The sequence below is a fragment of the Comamonas sp. B21-038 genome (assembly GCF_022387135.1).
Taxonomy (GTDB): Bacteria; Pseudomonadota; Gammaproteobacteria; order Burkholderiales; family Burkholderiaceae_C; genus Comamonas; species Comamonas sediminis.
Genome location: NZ_CP092462.1, coordinates 2,659,946 through 2,681,698 on the forward strand (window position 1 = coordinate 2,659,946; position 21,753 = coordinate 2,681,698).

20 protein-coding genes and 1 riboswitch are annotated in these 21,753 nt (G+C 63.5%); of the genes, 11 read left to right on the forward strand and 9 right to left on the reverse strand.

All coding sequences use genetic code 11. From position 1 onward, the window contains the following. Positions 1 to 13: 13 nt before the first annotated feature. The 4 genes from tadA to MJ205_RS12175 form a co-directional block, all read right to left on the reverse strand. Positions 14 to 1,528 carry a tRNA adenosine(34) deaminase TadA gene (tadA, locus tag MJ205_RS12160; RefSeq protein WP_239808715.1) on the reverse strand — a complete coding sequence of 505 codons (1,515 nt, stop codon included), beginning with the start codon at positions 1,526 to 1,528 and terminating at the stop codon, positions 14 to 16. Then, positions 1,525 to 1,770 carry a hypothetical protein gene (locus MJ205_RS12165; protein ID WP_239808716.1) on the reverse strand — a complete coding sequence of 82 codons (246 nt, stop codon included), beginning with the start codon at positions 1,768 to 1,770 and terminating at the stop codon, positions 1,525 to 1,527. Before MJ205_RS12165 ends, tadA begins: the two co-directional genes overlap by 4 nt. A gap of 33 nt (positions 1,771 to 1,803) precedes the next feature. After that, positions 1,804 to 2,739, reverse strand: a complete 936-nt coding sequence (locus MJ205_RS12170) for an ADP-ribosylglycohydrolase family protein (protein WP_239808717.1) — start codon at positions 2,737 to 2,739, stop codon at positions 1,804 to 1,806. 90 nt (positions 2,740 to 2,829) lie between these two features. Beyond that, the gene (locus MJ205_RS12175) at positions 2,830 to 3,438 is read right to left on the reverse strand and encodes a DUF4291 domain-containing protein (RefSeq protein ID WP_239808718.1); all 609 of its coding nucleotides are present in this window, start codon (positions 3,436 to 3,438) and stop codon (positions 2,830 to 2,832) included. A 136-nt stretch (positions 3,439 to 3,574) separates the two neighbouring features. Here MJ205_RS12175 and MJ205_RS12180 point away from each other — a divergent pair, with 136 nt between their 5' ends. Further along, the gene (locus MJ205_RS12180) at positions 3,575 to 4,303 is read left to right on the forward strand and encodes an NUDIX hydrolase (protein ID WP_239808719.1); all 729 of its coding nucleotides are present in this window, start codon (positions 3,575 to 3,577) and stop codon (positions 4,301 to 4,303) included. A 90-nt stretch (positions 4,304 to 4,393) separates the two neighbouring features. Further along, positions 4,394 to 6,397 carry a peptidase U32 family protein gene (locus tag MJ205_RS12185; protein ID WP_239808720.1) on the forward strand — a complete coding sequence of 668 codons (2,004 nt, stop codon included), beginning with the start codon at positions 4,394 to 4,396 and terminating at the stop codon, positions 6,395 to 6,397. Positions 6,398 to 6,532: 135 nt separating this feature from the next. On the opposite strand, the gene MJ205_RS12190 is transcribed toward MJ205_RS12185, so the two are convergent. Then, positions 6,533 to 7,885, reverse strand: coding sequence for an MFS transporter (locus MJ205_RS12190; RefSeq protein ID WP_239808721.1), 1,353 nt, complete (start codon positions 7,883 to 7,885; stop codon positions 6,533 to 6,535). A gap of 187 nt (positions 7,886 to 8,072) precedes the next feature. On the opposite strand from MJ205_RS12190, the gene cyoA reads away from it, so the two are divergent. The 7 genes from cyoA (at position 8,073) to MJ205_RS12225 (ending at position 14,983) form a co-directional block, all read left to right on the forward strand. Next, positions 8,073 to 9,128, forward strand: coding sequence for a ubiquinol oxidase subunit II (gene cyoA / locus MJ205_RS12195; RefSeq protein ID WP_239808722.1), 1,056 nt, complete (start codon positions 8,073 to 8,075; stop codon positions 9,126 to 9,128). Between the two features lie 30 nt (positions 9,129 to 9,158). Beyond that, entirely contained in the window at positions 9,159 to 11,162 is a 2,004-nt protein-coding gene (gene cyoB, locus MJ205_RS12200; RefSeq protein ID WP_256460929.1) for a cytochrome o ubiquinol oxidase subunit I, read from the forward strand. Continuing rightward, positions 11,155 to 11,784: a cytochrome o ubiquinol oxidase subunit III gene (gene cyoC, locus MJ205_RS12205; protein ID WP_239808723.1), complete on the forward strand. Its 630-nt coding sequence runs from the start codon at positions 11,155 to 11,157 to the stop codon at positions 11,782 to 11,784. The genes cyoB and cyoC overlap by 8 nt, the downstream gene beginning before the upstream one ends. After that, on the forward strand, positions 11,785 to 12,213 hold the full coding sequence (cyoD, locus tag MJ205_RS12210) for a cytochrome o ubiquinol oxidase subunit IV (RefSeq protein ID WP_239808724.1): 429 nt from the start codon (positions 11,785 to 11,787) through the stop codon (positions 12,211 to 12,213). It abuts the gene before it with no gap. 69 nt (positions 12,214 to 12,282) lie between these two features. After that, positions 12,283 to 13,038 carry an SURF1 family protein gene (locus MJ205_RS12215; RefSeq protein WP_239812733.1) on the forward strand — a complete coding sequence of 252 codons (756 nt, stop codon included), beginning with the start codon at positions 12,283 to 12,285 and terminating at the stop codon, positions 13,036 to 13,038. Between the two features lie 81 nt (positions 13,039 to 13,119). Next, a complete protein-coding gene (locus tag MJ205_RS12220) occupies positions 13,120 to 14,478 on the forward strand; it encodes an ATP-binding protein (protein WP_239808725.1) in 1,359 nt (452 codons plus the stop codon). Next, positions 14,441 to 14,983: a response regulator transcription factor gene (locus MJ205_RS12225; RefSeq protein ID WP_239808726.1), complete on the forward strand. Its 543-nt coding sequence runs from the start codon at positions 14,441 to 14,443 to the stop codon at positions 14,981 to 14,983. Before MJ205_RS12220 ends, MJ205_RS12225 begins: the two co-directional genes overlap by 38 nt. Before the next feature lie 7 nt (positions 14,984 to 14,990). On the opposite strand, the gene MJ205_RS12230 is transcribed toward MJ205_RS12225, so the two are convergent. Next, on the reverse strand, positions 14,991 to 15,890 hold the full coding sequence (locus MJ205_RS12230; RefSeq protein WP_239808727.1) for a LysR family transcriptional regulator: 900 nt from the start codon (positions 15,888 to 15,890) through the stop codon (positions 14,991 to 14,993). A gap of 168 nt (positions 15,891 to 16,058) precedes the next feature. Between MJ205_RS12230 and MJ205_RS12235 the strand changes: the two genes are divergently transcribed. Further along, a complete protein-coding gene (locus tag MJ205_RS12235; protein ID WP_239808728.1) occupies positions 16,059 to 17,150 on the forward strand; it encodes a YeiH family protein in 1,092 nt (363 codons plus the stop codon). Between the two features lie 115 nt (positions 17,151 to 17,265). Further along, positions 17,266 to 18,549 carry an O-acetylhomoserine aminocarboxypropyltransferase/cysteine synthase family protein gene (locus MJ205_RS12240; protein WP_239808729.1) on the forward strand — a complete coding sequence of 428 codons (1,284 nt, stop codon included), beginning with the start codon at positions 17,266 to 17,268 and terminating at the stop codon, positions 18,547 to 18,549. Between the two features lie 87 nt (positions 18,550 to 18,636). On the opposite strand, the gene MJ205_RS12245 is transcribed toward MJ205_RS12240, so the two are convergent. The 3 genes from MJ205_RS12245 to mntP all read right to left on the reverse strand — a co-directional run bounded on the left by MJ205_RS12245 (position 18,637) and on the right by mntP (position 21,528). Next, complete coding sequence (locus MJ205_RS12245; RefSeq protein ID WP_230773008.1) at positions 18,637 to 19,248, reverse strand: OmpW/AlkL family protein; 612 nt, start codon at positions 19,246 to 19,248, stop codon at positions 18,637 to 18,639. A 272-nt stretch (positions 19,249 to 19,520) separates the two neighbouring features. Further along, positions 19,521 to 20,516, reverse strand: a complete 996-nt coding sequence (locus MJ205_RS12250; RefSeq protein ID WP_239808730.1) for a DUF808 domain-containing protein — start codon at positions 20,514 to 20,516, stop codon at positions 19,521 to 19,523. Between the two features lie 442 nt (positions 20,517 to 20,958). Beyond that, on the reverse strand, positions 20,959 to 21,528 hold the full coding sequence (gene mntP, locus MJ205_RS12255; protein ID WP_239808731.1) for a manganese efflux pump MntP: 570 nt from the start codon (positions 21,526 to 21,528) through the stop codon (positions 20,959 to 20,961). A gap of 19 nt (positions 21,529 to 21,547) precedes the next feature. Continuing rightward, a riboswitch (yybP-ykoY riboswitch) is annotated at positions 21,548 to 21,713 on the reverse strand. Positions 21,714 to 21,753 lie beyond the last annotated feature (40 nt).

Sequence of the window (21,753 nt, forward strand, 5' to 3'; positions counted from 1 at the left end):
GCAGCAGATAGGCTCAGCGCAAAGCCGCTGCCGCCAAGCCCAGTGCTGCGGGCTGCGCACCGGCGTCAAAGAAGCGGCTGGCCTGCAGCAGTGCGGTGCTGTTTTGCAAGGGCAGCCAGTCGCCGCCAGCGCAACGCCGCCAGGCCAGCGGCCCGGTGCCGCCCGCTTTGGTAGCAACATCCGCCAGCCAGGCACCCAGTCCATCCACCGGTGCAGGCCACCAGCGGGCTTGCTCGCCCAGGCTGACCAGCACAGGCAGCGCTTGCACTGATGCGGCCGGCGCCATAGCCGGGGCATCCAGGGCGGCCAACGCATCACGCGCCCAGGCACGCAGGCCGGCGCGGTAGCCCTTGTCAGGAAACTGCGCCGCCCATTGCTGGCGGTCCGCATCCATCTCGGCACCGATAGCGCTGCTGCCCAGCGCGGCGGCCATATCCAGCGCCGGCTTGCGCGCCAGCTGCTCCAGCCAGAGCCGGTAGTCCGCACTCGGCACTGCGGCATTGGGCGGGTTGACCAGCCACAGCCCTTGTACCGGCCGGCCCAGTGCCGCCAGCTGCGCCACCAGGGCCTGGGCCAGGCGCGCGGCATCGCCATGGGCGACGACGACCAGCCCCTGCTCGCCATCCAGATGCAAATGCTCGATGAGGTCCTGCAGCATCGCCAGCTGCTGCGCATCGCCCAGGCGCTGGTCCTTTTTGGGCTTGTCGCTGCGTCCCAGGCCCAGCCAATCCGGGGCCACGACGCGATCTCCCCGCGCGGCCAGGCCTGCCGCCAATTCACGAAAAAGCCCTTGATGGGCCGGCATGCCGGGCAACAGCAGCCATTGCCGGGCTGCGGCGGCTGGCAGGGGGTTCTGGCCCGCGCTGTCTTTGACATGCAGGCGCAGACCCGCCAATGCGGGCCAATCGCTGTAGAAGCAGCTGGGGCAGCCACAATCCAGCGCCGCTGCAAACAGCGTGTCGGAGGTGCGCAGTGCGTCGTCGCGCAGCGGGTGGCTGGCCAGCGCCTGCTGCCTTTGCTGCACGCGGCGTTTGCCAAAAAATGCGGTCAGCAGCGCTGCGGCCTCGTCCGCCAACACCCCCGGGGTCACCGCGGTGTGGTGGTTCAGCGCGGCCTGCGCAAACAGGTCCAGCACCGATCCGCCGGCACCGGTGCGCGGCTCGGCAGCGCCCCAGACCACGCGGTCCAGGCGCGCGTGCAGGATGGCGCCTGCACACATGGCGCAGGGCTCCAGGGTCACATACAAGGTGCAGCCCTCAAGCCGGTAATTGCCCAGGCGCTGGGCCGCATCGCGCAGGGCCTCGATCTCGGCATGGGCACTGGGGTCATGGGCGCCAATCGGGTGGTTGAAGCCCCGGCCTACGATCTGGCCATCACGCACCACCACGGCCCCCACCGGCACTTCACCCGCCTCAGCCGCAGCGCGCGCCTGCTCCAGCGCAGCGCGCATCCAGTGCGCATCGCCAGGCTGGTGGGCCAGCTGGCTGCCGGTGGCGGTGGGGACGATGCTGCCGGCCATTGCGGTCATTCTTCGGCCTGTTTCAGACGCTGGGCATCCTGCTGCAGCGCCTGGTTCAGCTGGTCCTGCACCTGCTGCTGGATCTGCCGGCTTTGTGCATTCACATCCTTGCTGGTGTCGATCTGCGGCACGGGTACGCCTTCCACGGCAGCGGGCGCGGGCGCCTTGGTCACGCCCATGTTCTGTTTCATCAACAGCGCGACAATCGCCATCACCACCAGCAACCCTGCCAAACCCAATACAGCCCGCATAGCATCCTCCCTCAGTTCCGCATGCGGGTCTGATTATCGCGCGGCATCGCAGCCCGTGGCCGGCAGGCCCTGGTTGGCCTGCCACAGCTGCCCAGCCAGCGCCCGGATGTCATCGGCCAGGTGCAGGCGCTGCAACCAGTGGCTTGGTATGCCCTGCTCGCCCCAGAAGGCGCCCGCTATCTGCCCGGTGATGGCCGCCGTGGTGTCGGCGTCATCGCCCAGATTTGCGGCCTCCAGCACGGCATCCTCAAAGCAGCCATGCCGGGCAAAGCACCACAGCGCCGCCTCCAGGCTGCGCACCACATAGCCCGAACCGCTGATGTCCTCCCGGCTTTTGGCCAGGTAATGGCCCTGCGCAATTTGCTGCAGTTGGGGGCTGGCCAGCCGCAGATCCGCCAGCGCCAGCACCTCGTGTTTGGAGCTGCCCTGCAGCGCGCGGGCAATCGCCACGGCCAATAGGCGGCAGGCATCCAGGCACTCCGCGGCGCCGTGGGTGGTTTGCGAGCTGAGTGCCGCCTGGTCCTGCAATCGCTGCGCATCACCGCAAAAGCGCAGCGCCACAGGTGCCAGCCGCATGATCGAGCCATTGCCAGCGCTGTGCGGGTCGGAGCTGCCCGCCAGCGGATTGCCGGTGAGCAAGAACCGCTGCAAAGCTTCACGCGTGGCCATGCCAATGTCAAAGCAATGGCCGGTGGAACTCCAGTAGCCCCACTGGTACCAGTTCGCATAGCGCGCCATCTGGTCTGCCGGGTCGCAGCCGCCCTTGGTGACCAGGCTCTCGGCCAGGCACAGCGCCATCGAGGTGTCGTCGGTCCACTGCCCCGCCCGCAGCGAGAACGGGCCCCCGCCCACCATGTCGGTCAGCGGCACAAAGCTGCCGCGCGGCTGAAACTCGACCGTGGTGCCCACCGCATCGCCACAGGCCAGGCCCAGCAATGCGCCTTGAAAGCGGTCCAGACTGGGCGGCATCACTGGCCTCCGGCGCGCAGCTGCGCGCGCGCCGCCATCAGCGCAAAGCCCAGCCGGATGCTATGGGCTTCATGAATTTCTTGCATGGTTTCAGCCTTTCAAAGGCTCATAGACACGCTCACGCGGCGTGAGCAGCGCCAGCGAGTCATCCTGCGCATGGAGGCGCTGTTCGGCCACCAACGAGCGCATATCGATCACTTCCAGCAACTCCTCGGTTGCAAAGGCATCCAGGGTCTGGCCACGTAAACCCAGTTGCACGGCTCTGCGCTCACACCGGGCACCGCTGGGGGCATGGTCCGGATCCCACTGCAGACGTACGTCGGAGCTTTCCACCGCCGCCTGCCAATCCTCCATCGAGCCAAACTGCGAGGCCCCGAAGCTCGAAGGCACCGCGTCACGCAGCAGCGCGTCAAAAAAGCTGCGTCGCACGCGCAGGCCCAGTACATACTCCTGCCCGGGCTGGGTACCCCAGCCGCTGCGGTACATCATCCATAGAAAATTCGGCTTGATCCAGCTCATGCGGGAAAAGCTGAAATCCGTTCCGCCCAGACGGCCGTGCTCCAGCGCATAACGCCCTATCGAGGCACGGTAGGCCTGGTAGACCACAATGCTGTGCTCGTCGTAATTGGCGAGTATGTGTTGGCCCGCCGCAGGCCATTGCTGTAGCTGCTGGCTATATCGTTCGGTTTCTAAAGTCATCATTCATCCTTCTTGTTGTTATGAATCGCTCCAAGCGCAGGTATAGACCCGCGACACCTGCGACATATAAGTTGTATTAGGCAACTTATATGAGTTGTACAATACAACTAGCTTTTCCATCCGTCAAGGTTTTTCTATGGCTTCCAGCGCTGCCAGCCTCCAACCCGTTGATTTTGAACGCCCCTACACCACGGTGGATGTGGTGATCTTCAGCGTGGTGGACGGGGCCTTGAAGGTTTTGCTGGTGCAGCGTCCGGCGTCCGGCTCGGAGCCGTTCCCGGGGCTGTGGGCGCTGCCCGGTGGCTTCGTCGATGTGGCGCAGGACAGCGATCTGCAGGCCTGCGCCCACCGCAAGCTGCGCGAGAAGACCAATGTCGCCAGCCCCTACCTGGAGCAGCTGGGCAGCTGGGGCGGCCGCAGCCGGGACCCGCGTGGCTGGTCGGCCACCCATGTCTACTTTGCGTTGGTTGCTGCGCAGCCGCTGACTCTGGCCAAGGGCGCCAATGCGGCCGATGTGGCCTGGTTCGAGGTCGATGCGCTCGGCGGCGAGCCGGCACTCGCCTTTGACCACAGCGAGATCCTGCGCGCTGCGGTCGAACGCCTGCGCGGCAAGGTGGAGTACACCTCGCTGCCTGCCTTTTTGCTGCCCGAGCCCTTTACGCTGCCCCAGCTGCAGCAGGTGTACGAGACGGTGCTGGGCCGGCCGGTGGACAAGAGCGGCTTTCGCACCCGCATGCTGGCGGCACAGTTTCTGCATGAGGCCGGGCATGTTGCGGGCCCCTCCAACCGCCCGGCGATGGGCTACCGCCTGGCCGACCGCAGTGCGCCGGTGGTGTTTCCGCGCACCTTCAGCCCGCGCGGATGAACGGGGGCCTGGTGCTTGGGCTGGCGCGGCAGTCAGCTTATCTCCCAGTGCAGCGGCCGTGCTGCAGCGACCTGAGATAATCCGGCCCCTATGTCCCTCCTGCCACACCAGCTCGAACTGCTCTCCCCGGCCCGTGATGCCGATATCGGTATGGAAGCCATCAACCATGGCGCCGATGCCGTCTATATCGGAGGTCCGGCCTTTGGCGCACGCGCCACGGCGGGCAATGACATCCGCGACCTGGAGCGCCTGATCAACCACGCGCACCGCTTTGGCAGCCGCATCTTCATCACGCTCAACACCATCCTGCGCGATGATGAGCTCGAAGGCGCGCGCCAGATGGCCTGGCAGGTGTATGAGGCCGGCGCCGATGCGCTGATCATCCAGGACATGGGCCTGCTGGAGCTGGACCTGCCCCCGATCCAGCTGCATGCCTCCACCCAGAGCGATATCCGCACGCCCGAGAAAGCCCGCTTTCTGCAGGATGCCGGCCTGTCGCAGCTCGTGGTGGCGCGTGAGCTGGATCTGAAACAGATTGCCGCCGTGCGTGCCGCGACCGACCCGGCGCGCACGACGATAGAATTCTTTGTCCATGGCGCCTTGTGCGTGGCCTATTCGGGCCAGTGCTACATCACCCACGCCCACACGGGCCGCAGCGCCAACCGGGGCGATTGCAACCAGGCCTGCCGCCTGCCCTATGAGGTGCTGGACGCCCAGGGCCGCATCATTGCGCATGAAAAGCATGTGCTGTCGATGAAGGACAACAACCAGAGCGACAACCTGCGCGCGCTGATCGATGCCGGTGTGCGCAGCTTCAAGATCGAGGGGCGCTACAAGGACATGGGCTATGTGAAGAACATCACCGCCCACTACCGCAAGCTGCTCGACGAGATCATCGAAGAGCGCGAATTCTCGGATGCGCCACTGGCGCGCTCGTCTTCGGGGCGCACCAGCTTCAGCTTCACGCCCGACCCGGACCAGAACTTCAACCGCGAGTTCACCGACTACTTCGTCAATGGCCGCAAGGACGATATCGGCGCCTTTGACACCCCCAAGACGCCGGGCCGTGCGATCGGCTGGGTCACCAAGGTGGGCGAGAACTTTGTTGAGCTCGAAGCCTCCAGCCGCGACACCGTGCTGCACAACGGCGATGGCCTGTGCTACTACGACCTGCAAAAAGAGCTGGTCGGCATGCAGATCAACCGCGCCGAATCGGTGGATGCGAAGAAATCGCTGTGGCGCGTATTCCCCAAGGACCCGATCGCCGGCTTCAAGGACCTGCGCAAGGGCCTGGAAGTGAACCGCAACCGCGACATGGCCTGGGTGCGCACGCTGGACAAGAAATCCAGCGAGCGCCGCATTGGCCTGTGGGCCCAGCTCAACCAGACCCCGGACGGCTTTGCACTGACCCTGACCGACGAGGACGGCTTTGTCGGCAGCGCCAGCCTGGTGCAGCCGCACCAGCCCGCCACCGACAGCGAACGGGCCGAGGCGACCTTGCGCGACCAGCTCGGCCGTTTTGGCGCAACGATCTTCTCGGTGCATGACATCAGCCTGCAGCTGGACCAGCCCTGGTTCATTCCGGCTTCGGCGCTGAACCAGCTGCGCCGCGATGCGGTGGCCGCGCTGGAAGCGGCCCGCGAGGCCGGCTTTGTGCGCCTGCCGCGCGCGCTGCCGGTGGAGCCACCGGTACCCTTCCCGGAAGACACCTTGACCTACCTGTCCAACGTGTTCAACCAGAAGGCGCATGACTTCTATGTGAAGCATGGCGTCAAGGTGATCGACGCGGCCTACGAGAGCAAGGAAGAGGAAGGCGAAGTCTCGCTGATGATCACCAAGCACTGCGTGCGCTTCTCAATGAGCCTCTGCCCCAAGCAGGCCAAGGGTGTCATCGGCGTCAAGGGCACCATCAAGGCCGAGCCGCTGCAGCTGATCAATGGCAAGGAAAAGCTGACCCTGCGCTTTGACTGCAAGCCCTGCGAGATGCATGTGGTGGGCAAGATGAAGCGCTCGGTGATCAACCAGCATGCCAAGGAGATGCAGGAGTTTCCGATGCAGTTCTACCGCACCCGGCCTGCGGTGGTGCGCAGCTGATCGCTGCTGCTGGCCCGCGCCCATAAAAAAAGCTGCAAGAGCTTCGCTCTGCAGCTTTATTTTCACCAAGGTCCAGGCACCGAGGTCAATCCTTGGCCTGGCTACCCGCAATGGGCAGTCCCTTGATAAAACCGGTCACGCGCCGGACTCGGCGCTCTCGCGCGACTCCAGCGCGCGATTGATCCCCAGCGCAGCCAACGTACAGATGGCACCCGACAGCAGGTACAGGCAGACGGCGATCAGGCCGAACTTGGCCGACAGCCCCAGCGCCACCAGCGGTGCAAACGCAGCACCCACCAGCCAGGCCATGTCGGTGGACAGCGCGGCCCCGGTGTAGCGGTAACGGGCGGAGAAATTGGCAGTGACCGTGCCCGAGGACTGGCCGTAGGACAGGCCCAGCAGCACAAAGCCGACAATGATGAAGATGTTGTTACCGGTGACGCCGCTGGACAGCAGCTTCGGTGTGGCCAGGCTGAACAGCGCAATCAACACGGCCATCGCACCCAAGGTATTGCGCCTGCCAAAGCGGTCTGCCAGCGTGCCCGAGGCCACAATCGCCAGTGCCGCACAGAAGGCGCCCAGTATCTGCACGCCCAGCACATGCGTGATGGGCTGCTGGGAGTACAGCGAAATCCAGGACAGCGGAAACACCGTGACCAGATGGAACAGCGCAAAGCTGGCCAGCGCGGCAAACGCACCGATGGCCACGTGGCTGCCTTCCTCATCGATCAGGCGGGTGACGCTGACAGGCTCCAGCTCCCGCTCCTGCATGGCCTGGGTGTAGGTCTGGCCCAGCACCAGCTGCAGCCGCGCAAACAAGGCCACCACGTTCACCGCAAAGGCGACATAGAACGGATAGCGCCAGCCGAAGCTGAGGAACTCGGCCTTCGACAGCGCGCTGTACAGGTAGGCAAACAGACCGGCCGCCAGCACAAAGCCCAGCGGCGCACCCAGCTGCCCAATCATCGCGTACCAGCCGCGGCGGTTGCTGGGGGCATTCATCGCCAGCAGCGATGGCAGCCCGTCCCAGGAGCCGCCCAGCGCCAGCCCCTGGGCAAAGCGAAACAGCGCCAGCAGCCAGATGGCCGTACGGCCCAGCACGTCATACCCGGGTAAAAAGGCGATGCCGACCGTGGAGACACCGAGCAGGAACAAAGCCACGGTCATTTTGGCGGCCCGGCCCCAGCGGCGCTGGATAGCCATCGAAATCGCAGTGCCCACCGGTCGGGCAATGAAGGCGATTGCAAAGACCGCAAACGACAGCAAAGTGCCGTTCAGCTGAGAGAAATTGGGGAAGAAAACGCTTGGAAAGACCAAGACGGCCGCTATACCAAATACGAAAAAGTCAAAGTACTCCGACGAACGGCCGATAATAACGCCGACCGCGATCTCGCCAGGTGTTACATCTTCGTCAGAATGGGCACGGGAATGGGGATCAGCACCGGGGGTGCCGCCGACAGGAGATGCTGTGTAACCGAGACTACTCATACAAAAGCTCCTTCCTCAAGCTGTTACCGGCCTGCTGAGACCGTACCTTCACCAGGAGCCTAGCTGGGTACTTTCTGAGAGGGCGTAGGACAAAATGTCCAATCGACAGGCCTGCCTCTAGCATTTACATTTGGGGGGATTTTGCAATCCATGTTTATACCTAAGCGCGCTTGCCGTGCCCTTTCGCATGCCTGATCTCAAAAAACTTCGCGGGCCTTCACGGCTCGTTGCGGCGTTACTGGTTGCCGCCAGCCTTGCAGGCTGTAATACCGTTGTCCTCAACCCTGCGGGAGACGTGGCGGCGCAGTCCGGCAATCTGGTGATCATCGCCACGTTGCTGATGCTGATCATCATCGTTCCGGTGATCGTGCTGATCCTGCTCTTCGCGTTCAAGTACCGCGAAAGCAATGAGCCGGCGGACTACGATCCCGAATGGCACCACTCCACGGTGCTGGAGCTGGTGATCTGGTCGGTACCGCTGTTGATCATCATCGCGCTGGGCGCGCTCACCTGGATCTACACCCACAAGCTCGATCCCTACCGCCCCCTGGACCGCATTGACGCCAACCGCCCTCTGGCCGCTGACGTCAAGCCGCTCGAAGTGGAAGTGGTGGCGATGGACTGGAAGTGGCTCTTCATCTACCCTGAGCAAGGCATTGCGACCGTCAACGAGCTGGCTGCACCTGTCGACCGCCCCATCCGCTTCAAGCTGACGGCGACCACGACGATGAATGCTTTCTACGTCCCTGACCTGGCAGGCATGATTTATGCCATGCCTTCGATGCAGACGCAGCTGAACGCCGTGATCAACAAGCCCGGTGTGTACAAGGGCATGAGCTCGCACTACAGCGGCTCGGGTTTTGCCGGTATGACCTTCAAGTTCCATGGCCTGAGCAATGGCGATTTCGACGCCTGGGTGCAAAAGGCCAAGACCGAAGGCGCTACCTTGGACCGCGCCGAATACGTGAAGCTGGAAAAGCCCAGCGAGCGCGATCCGGTCCGTTTGTTCGGCACCGTTGACAACACCCTGTACCACGCCGTGCTCAACCGCTGCGTTGAAGCCGGCAAGATGTGCATGGACGAGATCATGGCCAAGGATGCCATGGCCAACATCAAGGCCCGTGCAGCTGCAGGCAAGAGTGTTTCGCTGATCCCTGAAGACGACGTGTGCACGGTGGCCAACGCCCCTGCGGTGGTCGCCTCCCTGGGCGAGCAGGCGCCTGGCACCCCCGTGGCGCAGTAACCCCATCGAGAATTTTCAAAGAGACTCAATATGTCCGTAGCTACAAACGTAAGCCATGACCCGCTCCTCGGGCGGCTGACATGGAATGACATACCGATGGTGCATGAGCCCATCGTGTTGTGGACCTTCATTGCCGTGGTCCTGGGCGGCCTCGTCGTCTTCGCCGGTATCACCAAGTTCAAGCTTTGGGGTCCGCTGTGGAAGAACTGGATCTGCTCCATCGACCACAAGAACATCGGGATCATGTACATGATCCTCGGCCTGGTCATGTTCCTGCGCGGCTTTGCCGATGCGATCATGATGCGTGGCCAGCAGGCGCTGGCTGCCGGTGAATCGATGGGCTACCTGCCTCCGCACCACTACGACCAGATCTTCACCGCCCACGGCGTGATCATGATCTTCTTCGTGGCCATGCCTTTTGTGACCGGCCTGATGAACTACCTGGTGCCGCTGCAAATCGGTGCGCGTGACGTGGCCTTCCCGTTCCTGAACAACTTCAGCTTCTGGATGACCACCTCCGGTGCCGTACTGGTGATGGCCTCGCTGTTCGTCGGTGAGTTCTCCACCCTGGGCTGGCTGGCACTGTCGGGTCTGGGCGAGTACCACCCGGGCGTCGGTCTGGATTACTACATCTGGGCGCTGCAGATTGCCGGTGTCGGGACGACCTTGTCCGGTATCAACCTGATCGTGACCATCATCAAGATGCGCGCACCTGGCATGAACCTGATGAAGATGCCTATCTTCACCTGGACCTCGCTGTGCACCAACGCGCTGATCGTGGCCTCGTTCCCGATCCTGACCGCCGTGCTGGTGCTGATGACCCTGGACCGCTACGTCGGCACCAACTTCTTCACCAACGAGCTGGGCGGCAACCCCATGCTGTACGTGAACCTGATCTGGATCTGGGGCCACCCTGAGGTCTACATCCTGATCCTGCCTGCGTTCGGCGTGTTCTCCGAAATCGTCGCCACCTTCTCGCGCAAGCGCCTGTTCGGCTACACCTCGATGGTGTATGCGACCGTCTGTATCACCATCCTGTCCTGGCTGGTGTGGCTGCACCACTTCTTCACGATGGGGTCCGGTGCCAGCGTGAACTCGTTCTTCGGCATCACGACGATGATCATTTCGATCCCGACCGGCGCCAAGATCTTCAACTGGCTGTTCACGATGTACCGTGGCCGCATCAAGTTCACCGTGCCCATGCTGTGGACCGTGGGCTTCATGCTGACCTTCACCATCGGTGGTATGACTGGTGTGCTGCTGGCCGTGCCGCCTGCTGACTTCGTGCTGCACAACTCGCTGTTCCTGATCGCCCACTTCCACAACGTGATCATTGGTGGCGTGGTGTTTGCCGTGTTTGCCGGTATCAACTACTGGTACCCCAAGGCCTTTGGCTACCGCCTCGACGAGTTCTGGGGCAAGGCCTCGTTCTGGTTCTGGTTCGTCGGTTTCTGGGTGGCCTTCACCCCGCTGTACGTGCTGGGCCTGATGGGTGTGACCCGCCGCGTCAACCACTACGAAGACACCTCGCTGCAGATCTGGTTCATCATCGCTGCGTTCGGCGCCGTGCTGATCGCTCTGGGTATCGCCTGCTTCTTCATCCAGTTGTTCGTCAGCTACCTCAAGCGCGACCAGCTGCGTGACGTGACCGGTGACTGCTGGAACGGCCGTACGCTGGAATGGGCGACCTCTTCGCCTCCTCCTCAGTACAACTTCGCCTTCACGCCAGCGGTGCATGACAGCGACGCCTGGTGGGACATGAAGAAGCACGGCTTCAAGCGTAAGCTCGACGGTTTCGTGGAAATCCACATGCCCAAGAACACCGGCGCCGGCTTCGTGATCTCGATGATCGCCCTGGTCTTCGGCTTTGCCATGATCTGGCACATGTGGTGGCTGGCGGGTCTGAGCTTTGCCGGCATCGTGTTGGCCTCGATCATCCACACCTTCAACTACAAGCGTGACTACTACATCCCTGCAACGCAGGTAGCAGCCACCGAAGAAGAACGTACCCAACTGTTGGCCCGCCATGTCTAATCACAACACACTCGCCGGGGCGCCCGGCGCCCTGAACCGCGACTACTTCCTCAAGGAAGAGCCGCATGTTGAAAATGGCACCGCTCTGGGCTTCTGGCTCTACCTGATGAGCGACTGCCTGATCTTTGCAGCCCTCTTCGCCACCTACGGCGCGCTGGGCCGCAACTATGCCGGCGGCGCCGGTGGTGCCGAGCTGTTCGACCTGAGCCTGGTGGCCATCAACACGGCATTGCTGCTGTTCTCGTCCATCACCTTCGGCTTTGCGATGCTGGCCAAGCAAAAGGGCTCGGTCAAGGGCACCGTTGTCTGGCTGATCATCACTGGCCTGTTCGGTGCGGGCTTCCTGGGCGTGGAACTGTATGAGTTCCACCACCTGATCCATGAGGGCGCTGGCCCGCAAAGCAGCGCTGCGATGTCGGCCTTCTTTGCACTGGTGGGCACCCACGGTCTGCACGTGACCTTCGGTCTGGTGTGGCTGGTGGTGCTGCTGCTGCAAATTGGCAAGCACGGCCTGACCCGTGAGAACAACCGCCGCCTGATGTGCCTGTCGATGTTCTGGCACTTCTTGGACGTGGTCTGGATCGGCGTCTTCTCCTTCGTTTATCTGATCGGAGTGCTGTAAATGAGCGCACAACACCACCACGCTGCACACGGCCATGACGACCACCACGGTCATGACGACGGCCCGCACAGCACCTTCTCGGGCTACATGATCGGCTTTTTCCTGTCGATCATCCTGACGGCCATCCCCTTTGCCGTGGTCATGGGCGATGTGTTTGAGAACCGCACCACCACCGTAGTCGTGATCGCCTTCTTCGCAGTCGTGCAGATCATCGTGCACATGATCTATTTCCTGCACATGAACGGCAAGGTCGAAGGCGGCTGGACCCTGATGTCCACGATCTTCACCATCGTGTTCGTGGCCGTGACCCTGGCTGGTACCTTGTGGGTCATGTACCACATGAACACCAACATGATGCCGGGCCACAACCACAGCCCCACGGTCGTGAACCCGCAGCAACCTGCCGGCGAAGGCCACACCAACCACTAAGCTGTTTTGACCAACGAAACGCAACGGAATGCACCGGGTCTGCCCCGGCATTCCGCACTTTTTCAGGCGATGCTCGCGACCGTGGGCATCGCCTTGTTCTTGGGCTTTATCGCCTTGGGCACCTGGCAGGTCTACCGCCTGCAGTGGAAGCTGGACCTGATCGAACGGGTCGAGCGCCGGGTGCACAGCGCGCCCCAAGCGCTGCCCGCCCCGGCCAGCTGGTCCCAGCTCGATGCCAAGGCGGTGGAATACCAGCCCAGCAGCCTGCAAGGCCAGTGGCTGACCGACAAGACCGTGCTGACCCAGGCCGCCACCGCGCTGGGCTCGGGCTTTTGGGTGCTGACCCCTTTGCAGCAGGCCGATGGCAGCCAGGTGCTGGTCAACCGGGGCTTTGTGCCCGATACCTTGCGCCGTGACTGGGCAGGCGGCCCGCAGCTGGCAGCTGCTACGCCAACGGGCGAGGTCCGCGTGACGGGCCTGCTGCGCGCCACCGAGCCCAAGGGCGGCTTTCTGCGTGACAACGACCCGCAATCCCAGCGCTGGTTCTCCCGCGATGTGCAGGCCATCGCACAGGCCCAGGGCCTGACGCAGGTGGCCCCCTTCTTCATCGACGAAGGCCTGCCCGATGGCAGCGCCGAGCTGGTGGGCGAGCAAAAGCGCAGCAGCGCCAGCGACCTGCAAAGCCAGCAATGGCCACGCGCCGGTCTCACGCAGGTGCGCTTTGTCAACAACCACCTGGTCTATGCGCTGACCTGGTACGGCCTGGCGCTGATGGTGGCAGGCGCGACCTGGCTGGTGCTGCGCAAACGCAAGCGCGCGCGTTAATCACCCTCAGACTTACCGGCGCCTGGCGGCGCTGGTAACACTGGCAGGCGCAAGGCCTGCCGACTGCGGCACAATCGCACGGTGCCACTGTCCATCCCCTCCCCTTTTCAGGTCACCCACACCACCGACCGCCAGAACATGCAGCTGCTGATCCAGCTGCGCTGGCTGGCCGTGGTGGGGCAGGTGGTCACCATCTCGCTGGTCCGCTGGGGCTTTGACATCTACCTGCCGCTGTACGAGATGCTGGCCGTGCTGGCCGGGCTGGTCATCACCAACCTGATCTGCATCTGGTGGCTGCGCTGGCGCCAGCACGATATCTCGTCGAGCGATCTGTTCGTGGCACTGCTCGCCGATGTCGGTGCGCTGAGCCTGCAGCTCTACCTCAGCGGCGGCGCCAACAACCCCTTCATCACGTTGTTCCTGCTGCAGGTCACGCTGGGGGCGGTACTGCTCAAGCCCTTCTATGCCTGGGGCATTGTGGTGGTCACCGGCTGCTGCGCGGTGGCGCTGGCCTTTTTCTACCAGCCGCTGCAGATCATGAGCCACCGCAGCGGCGCGATGCATTCGCTGTACCTGCTGGGGCTGCTGATCAGCTTCGGGCTCAATGCGATCTTGCTGGTCTCGTTCATCAACCGCATCATGTCCAACCTGCAGCTGCGCGATACGCGCCTGGCGGACCTGCGCCAGCGCGCCGCCGAGGAAGAGCACATCGTGCGCATGGGCCTGCTGGCCAGCGGCGCAGCCCATGAGCTGGGCACGCCGCTGTCGACCCTGGCGGTGATTCTGGGCGACTGGCAGCGCATGCCCTCGATCGCGCAAGACGGCGAGCTGATGGAGGACCTGCACGAGATGGAGCACCAAGTGCAGCGCTGCAAATCCATCGTCACCGGCGTGCTGCTGTCGGCCGGCGAGACGCGCGGCGACGCGCCCGAGACCACCACCCTGGTCACCTTCATGGACCGCGTGGTGGCGCAGTGGCAAAGCCACCGCCAGCCCGGCAATTTTGTCTACCGCAAGCAGGTGGCACGCGACGTTCCCATCATCTCGGATACCTCGTTGCAACAGATGATTTTCAATGTGCTGGACAATGCACTGGAGGCCTCGTCCGACTTTGTCCAGCTGGTGGTGGAATGCCCCGCGCAGGACGACGCCCAGCTGGTGCTGCAGGTGACCGACAGCGGCCCGGGTTTCAAGAGCGAGATCCTGGCCCATCTGGGCAAGCCCTACCAGTCGACCAAACAACGCCCTGGCGGTGGCCTGGGCCTCTTTCTGGTGATGAATGTGGCCCGCTCGCTGGGCGGCCATGTCGAGGCCCGCAACCGCGAGCAGCACCTGGGCGGCGGTGCAGCTGTACGCATCAGCCTGCCGCTGGCCTCCATTGCCCTGGATGATGAACCACACCATGACCTCCACCCAAGAACGCCTGCTACTCCTGGTTGAAGACGATGCCGCTTTTGCCCGCACGCTGCGCCGCTCCTTTGAGCGCCGGGGCTACCGCGTGCTGCATGCCAGCAGCGCTGACGAGGTGGCCCAACTGCTGCAGACCGAGCGCCCGCAGTACGCGGTGATGGACCTGAAGCTGGCCGGCCATGCCTCGGGCCTGTCCTGCGTGCAGCTGCTGCATGCGCAAAACCCCGATGCGCTGATCGTCGTGCTGACCGGCTACGCCAGCATTGCCACCGCGGTCGAAGCCATCAAGCTCGGCGCCTGCCACTACCTGGCCAAACCGTCCAACACCGATGACATCGAAGCGGCCTTCAGCCGGGTCGAAGGCAGCACCGAGGTCGACCTGACCGCCGCCACGACCTCGATCAAGACACTGGAGTGGGAGAAGATCCACGAGACCCTGGCCGAGACCGGCTTCAACATCTCCGAAACCGCACGCCGCCTGGGCATGCACCGCCGCACCCTGGCCCGCAAGCTGGAAAAGCACCACGTCCGTTGAACAGCGCTCAGGCAGCGTCCTCACAGGCCTGCACCAGCGCCTGCAATACCGGTGAGCGCTGCTTGCCCTGGCGCTGCAACAGCGAGAACTGCCGCCGCATCGGCGGCAACAGGCTGTGCAACACGGCCAGCTCGCCCCGGTCGATCCAGGGCTGGGCAATCACCCGCGACAGGCAACTGATGCCCGCCCCCCGCGCAACGGCGGTGCAGATCGCCTCCGAGCTGCCCAGCACCGCCGCAATCGGCCATTCCCGCAACTGGGAGAGCACGCTGAACTCCACCGCCTCGCGCGTGCCCGACCCCTCCTCACGCAACAACCAGCGGCAGGCGCCCAGCTGCTGCGCGCTGACAGGGCCGTGGCCTGCTGCCGCCACCAGCGCATGGCCAGGCGCGGCAATCAGCACCAGCTCATCCTCGCGCCAGGGCTGGACCTCCAGTGCCGGCCAGTGGCTCACCCCTTCGATAAAGCCCAGGTCCACACTGGCCTCGCTGACCGCCTCGGCCACCTCGCGGGTATTGCCGATCACCACCTCAAACTGCACCTGGGCATAGCGCTGCATGAAGTCCGCCAGGATAGCCGGCAGCACATGGTTGGCAATGGTGGTGCTGGCCGCCAGCCGCAGCACCACGGGCGCCATGGGCTCGCTGTGCTGGGTGGCCTGCTCCAGCTGCAAGGCCAGCTCCAGCAAGGCCTGTGCTTGCAGCCACAGGCTGCGGCCCAGGTCGTTGAGCACCAGGCGCTTGCCGCTACGCGCAAACAGCTGCGCGCCCAGGCCTGCCTCCAGCTGCTGCAGGGCGGCGCTGACCGCCGACTGCGACAGGCCAATGGTCCGCGCCGCAGCGACGGTACTGCCGCTATGGGCAATGGCGCAGAAAACCTCCCACTGGCGCAGGCTGAGATGGAGCATGGTGATGGCACCCAAGGTGCTTGGGTTGATGGAACAATATCTACCTATTTTATCGATAGAACTTAATCAAACAATCCGTTATACAGATATAAGAATAATTTCTATAGTGACCCCATACCGCCCAGCAGCCTGCCGCTTCCGGCCCTGCCAGGGCCTCTGGAACCGCCCATGTCACTCGCCCACCTCCCCCTCCCCCGGCTGCGCCACGGCCACGGGCTCGATACCGCCAGACGCCTGGCGCCCGGCCTGCTGCTGTGCGCGGCCATCGCCTGGCTGGCCAGCGGGCTGGCGGCACTGCCCTGGTTTAGCAGCCATGGGCTGAGCGCGCTCACGGTGGCCATCGTCATCGGCATGCTGGTGGGCAATACCGTCTATGGCGCGGTACAGGCGCCGGCGGCAGCGGGGGTCGGGCTGTCCAAGCAGCAGCTGCTGCGCCTGGGCATCATCCTCTATGGCCTGCGCCTGACTTTCCAGGACATCGCCGCCGTGGGCCTGGCCGGAGTGCTGATCGATGCGCTGATGCTCATCAGCACCTTTGTGCTGGCGCAATGGCTGGGCCGGCGCTGGCTGGGGCTGGATGCACGCACCAGCATGCTGGTGGGCGCAGGCAGCGCCATCTGCGGCGCAGCGGCCGTGCTGGCCACGGCTCCGGTGGCCAAGGCACGTGCCGATGATGTGGCGGTCGCGATTGCCACCGTGGTGGTCTTTGGCACGGTGGGCACCTTTCTGTACCCCGTGCTCTACCAATGGCTCGCACCCAGTCTGCAGATGACCGAGGCCGGCTATGGCCTCTGGGTCGGCTCGACGGTGCACGAGGTCGCCCAGGTCGTGGCGGCTGGCGGCGCCGTCAGCAGCAGCGCGGCCGATACTGCCGTGGTCGCCAAGATGGTGCGGGTGATGATGCTGGCCCCGTTTCTGATCGCGCTGTCGCTGTGGCTGGCCAGGCGCCCTGGCAGCGCTGCAGCGGTCCGGCAGCCGGCAGCCGGTGGCGCCGTGCAGGCCCGCCAGATCACCATTCCCTGGTTTGCGTTGGGCTTTGTCGCAGTCGCGGGCATCCATTCGCTGGGCGTCATCCCTGCGCAGGCGCTCGCCATCGGTGTGCAGTGGGACAACGCCTTGCTGACGATGGCGATGGCCGGCCTGGGGCTCACCACCCATGTGCGCGCCGTGCGGGCTGCGGGCATCAAGCCCTTGCTGCTGGGGCTGGTGCTGTTTGTCTGGCTGGTGCTGGGCGGGCTGGCGGTCAATACCTGGCTCTGAGCGTGTTGATGGCGCTGAGCGCTCATAAGCTCATACCCAAAAAATCGTTGGTCTGCCGCACAAAACTGCTACAACCGGGAGGCATATTTCTGCCCACAAAAAGGATTCCAACACCATGCGCATCGAGACATTGGCCGTTCACGCAGGCTATTCGCCCGACCCGACCACCAAGGCTGCGGCCGTGCCCATCTACCAAACGGTGGCCTACGCCTTTGACAGCGCGCAGCATGGCGCCGACCTGTTTGACCTGAAGGTGCCGGGCAATATCTACACCCGCATCATGAACCCGACCACCGATGTGCTGGAAAAGCGCGTGGCGGCGCTCGAAGGCGGCATTGCCGCGCTGGCACTGGCCTCGGGCATGGCAGCGATCACCGCAGCCATCCAGACCTTGGCCGAAGCGGGCGACAACATCGTCTCGGCCAGCACCTTGTATGGCGGCACCTACAACCTGTTTGCCCACACCTTTCCGCAGCAAGGCATCGAGGTGCGCTTTGCCGATCCGCGCGACCCGGCCAGCTTTGGCGCACTGATCGACGACAAGACCAAGGCCGTGTTCATCGAGTCCATCGGCAACCCGCTGGGCAATGTCACCGACATCCGCGCGCTGGCCGATGTGGCCCACCGCCATGGCGTGCCGCTGATCGTCGACAACACCGTGCCATCGCCCTACCTGCTGCGCCCCATCGAGCATGGCGCTGACATCGTCGTGCACTCGCTCACCAAATACCTCGGCGGCCATGGCACCAGCGTCGGCGGCGCCATCGTCGACAGCGGCACCTTCCCCTGGGCGGAGCACAAGGCGCGCTTCAAGCGCCTCAACGAACCCGATGTGAGCTACCACGGCGTGGTCTATACCGAAGCGCTGGGCCCTGCGGCCTACATCGGCCGCGCGCGCGTGGTGCCGCTGCGCAATATGGGCGCGGCCATCTCGCCGCAGAACGCGTTTCAGATCCTGCAAGGCATCGAAACCTTGGCGCTGCGCATGGACCGCATTTGCCAGAACACCCAGAAGATTGCCGAGACCCTGCAAAAGCACCCCAAGGTCGCCTGGGTGCGCTATGCGGGCCTGCCAGACCACCCGGACCATGCCATTCTGCAAAAGCAGTCGGGCGGCCGCGCCTCGGGTATTTTGTCGTTCAGCCTCCAGGCCGCCGACGGCGAAGGCCGTGCCGCAGGCGCCCGCTTTCTGGATGCTTTGCAGCTGTTCACGCGCCTGGTCAATATTGGCGATGCCAAATCACTGGCCACGCACCCGGCCTCGACCACCCACCGCCAGCTCGACAGTGGCGAGCTGGAGAAGGCCGGCGTCAGCGAAGGCATGGTGCGTCTGTCCGTCGGCATCGAGCATGTCGATGACCTGCTGGCCGATCTGGAGCAGGCGCTGGCCAAGGTCTGAGGGGCCGTCGCACGCAAAAAAAGAGCCGCTTGCAACAAGCGGCTCAATCACAGTGCTCTTTGATCCGTCGACGGCTTCAGAACCTGTTTAGAAGCGGTAGCCCACACCGACACCCAGCAGCCAAGGATCGACCTTGAAGGTCCCCACCTTGGTGCCCGCCGAGCGCACATCGGTCTTGATGTAGACCTTCTTCACATCCACGTTGATCGACCAGTTCTTGTCGAGCATGTAGTCAAAGCCGATCTGCAGTGCGGCGCCAAAGCTGTTCTTCTTGATCGATGGATCGAGCGCGGCCTCAACCGCCGGTGCAAAGTTCACGTTCGAGAAGCGCGTGTAGTTCACACCAGCGCCCAGATAGGGCTTGAACGCGCCCATGTTGGTGAAGTGGTACTGCGCCAGCAGGCTGGGCGGCAGGTGCTTGAGCGTGCCGATCTTGGCGCCGTCAGAGCGCAGGTCGTGCTTTTGCGGGTAGGTCAGCACCAGCTCGGCCGCGATATTGGGCGTGAAGAAGTAGGTCACATCCACTTCGGGAATGGTCTTGTCATTGATCGACAGACCCAGGCCGGTGGAGTCCTTGTTGGCGCTGTCCAGGTGCACCGCACGCAAACGCACTTGCCAGGGGCTTTGCGCCTCCTGCGCCATCGCGGCGCCCGACGCCATTGCACATACAGCCGCCGCTGCCAACATCATTTTTTTCATCATCATTGCCCTCGCTGCGATCTTGCTCGCATGGATTGAAAAGTAGCTGAAACGAGCCAGCATCTGCATGCCCGGCCAGCGCCAAGCGCCGGATAGGTGGGTGGCAGATCTGCCTGCTGTCCATGCCCTGCATCTTCTTCCTCTGCGCGCCAGGCGGCCCTGACCCAGATCAACGAGACAAAACAAGCCATGAAAAAAGGCGGCCCGCTGTTGCGATGCCGCCTTGAGGTCTTTACTGCAGCCGCATCCCAACGATGTGGCGCTGCTGCTGATCAGTGCCTGCGCAACTTGTGCCAGGCCTCCACCGCCAGCACCACCAGGCCACCAATGGCCGCGCCGACGGCCACGTGCACCAGCGTCGGTGCCAGCAGGGCCACCACACCGCCCATCGGGGTCACGGTGCTCTGCAGCCAGTGCTCGATCGGGCCGATGCCATGCACCAGCAAGCTGCCGCCCACCATGAACATCGCAGCCGTACCCACAATCGACAAGCCGCGCATCAGCCAGGGCGTAAAAGCGATCAGGCCCCGGCCAAACGCCTTTGCGGCGGCACTGGTCTTGCGCATCAGCCACATGCCCACATCGTCCATGCGCACAATACCGGCCACCAGGCCGTAGACAAACACGGTGATCGCCAGCGCCACAGCGACCAACACCACCAACTGCTCGGCAATCGGCTTGCTGGCGACGGTGCCCAGCGCAATCGCCATGATCTCGGCCGACAGAATGAAATCGGTCCGGACGGCACCCGCCACCTTGGCCTTTTCATAGGCCACCGGGTCCATGTTCTTCTCGTTGGCGGCTTTGACCGACGAAGGGGCTACACCCATTTGTGCAGCCTGCTCTGACTCCTTGACGGCGTCATGGGTGTGCTTGGGCTTGTGGAACAGGCTGAGCACCTTCTCCACCCCCTCAAAACACAGGAAAGCGCCGCCAATCATCAACAGCGGCGTGATCAGCCAGGGCGCAAAAGCGCTGATCAGCAACGCTGCCGGCACCAGAATGGCCTTGTTCTTCAGTGAGCCTTTGGCCACCGCCCAGACCACCGGCAACTCCCGGTTGGCCCTGACGCCGGTCACCTGCTCGGCGTTCAGCGCCAGATCATCGCCCAGCACCCCCGCCGTCTTTTGCACCGCCACCTTGGTCTGCGTGGCCACATCGTCCAGGATGGCCGTGCTCTTGCCCGCAGCCGTCTTGGTCATCAGCGCCACATCGTCAAGCAAGGTCGCAATATCATCGAGCAACATCAATAAACCAGCACCAGCCATTACGCACTCCCTATCCAAATTCGGTGGCAAATCATAGCGATTTCACAATGCAATGCCGTCTCAAGCCCCGTAAAACGGTGATTTCTACGTTTTGTTGGAGGTTGTTCACAAAACTTTATGCAGGCCTTGTCAACCACTTCAGCGCGCGGCCCGTTGTACACGCATCTACACCAGAAAGGTGAAAGGACTGAAATGACTGAAGTGTTTGCTATTTGGCCTGAAGACGAACGTGACCGTAAGCGTGCTCCTGCCCGCTTCTGATACCAGCGAAGCTTGCCAGCGGTTGAGCCAGAACTGAAAACCCGGCACCCGCAGCGATTGCAGGCTCACTGATCTCTCTCACTTTAGCCCCGCTCTGCGGGGCTTTGTTTTGTCTGGCGCCGTCCTCCTACAGGGCCGCACACCAAAGCCCTCTGCCGTGGCAACCGCAGAGGGCCTGCTTTTATACCGCCACCAGGTGCTCGTACAGAATCAGCGAGCCAATCGCGATCAGCACCACGCCACCCACCGCCTCTGCCCAGCGGCCGGTGATATGGCCCAGCACACGGCCCACCATCACCCCCAAGGTCACCATCGCAAAGGTCGCAAAGCCGATGCTCAGCGCGACCACGGTGATGTTCACATCCAGGAAAGCCAGGCCCACGCCTACCGCCATCGCATCAATGCTGGTGGCAAAGCCGGTGGCGACCAGCAGCCAGAAGCCATGGCGCGCCGGGCGGCCCATCCCGGGTTCATCGGCACTTTTGAAAGCGCCCAGCACCATGCGGCCACCCAGCACCAGCAGCAGCACAAAGGCAATCCAGTGGTCCCAGGCCTTCACATAATCGGCGGCGGCATAGCCCAGCGCCCAGCCTACCAGCGGGGTGATGGCTTCGATGACACCAAAGATCAGGCCGGTGCGCAGTGCCTCGGACCAACGGGGTTTGACAAGGGCAGAGCCTTTGCCAATTGCGGCGGCAAAGGCATCGGTAGACATGGCAAGCGCCAACAGGGAAATGGAAGCAGCATTCATCGGAGGTTCTTCTGGGACAGTCGGGCATGAGCACAACGGCATGCCACCACTGCCCGACCGAGGTCGTGCTGGCATGCCGATGGTCTCGCCAACCGAAGAACGGATGTCTGCGCCACAGCATGGGTCATGCCGAGTATGTTGACGCAGACGCTTCCAGCGCGGAAGCAGGCTACTCCCCAAGGGAGCCCGCAGTCTAAACCTTGCGCAGCGCGTTGCAGCGCATGG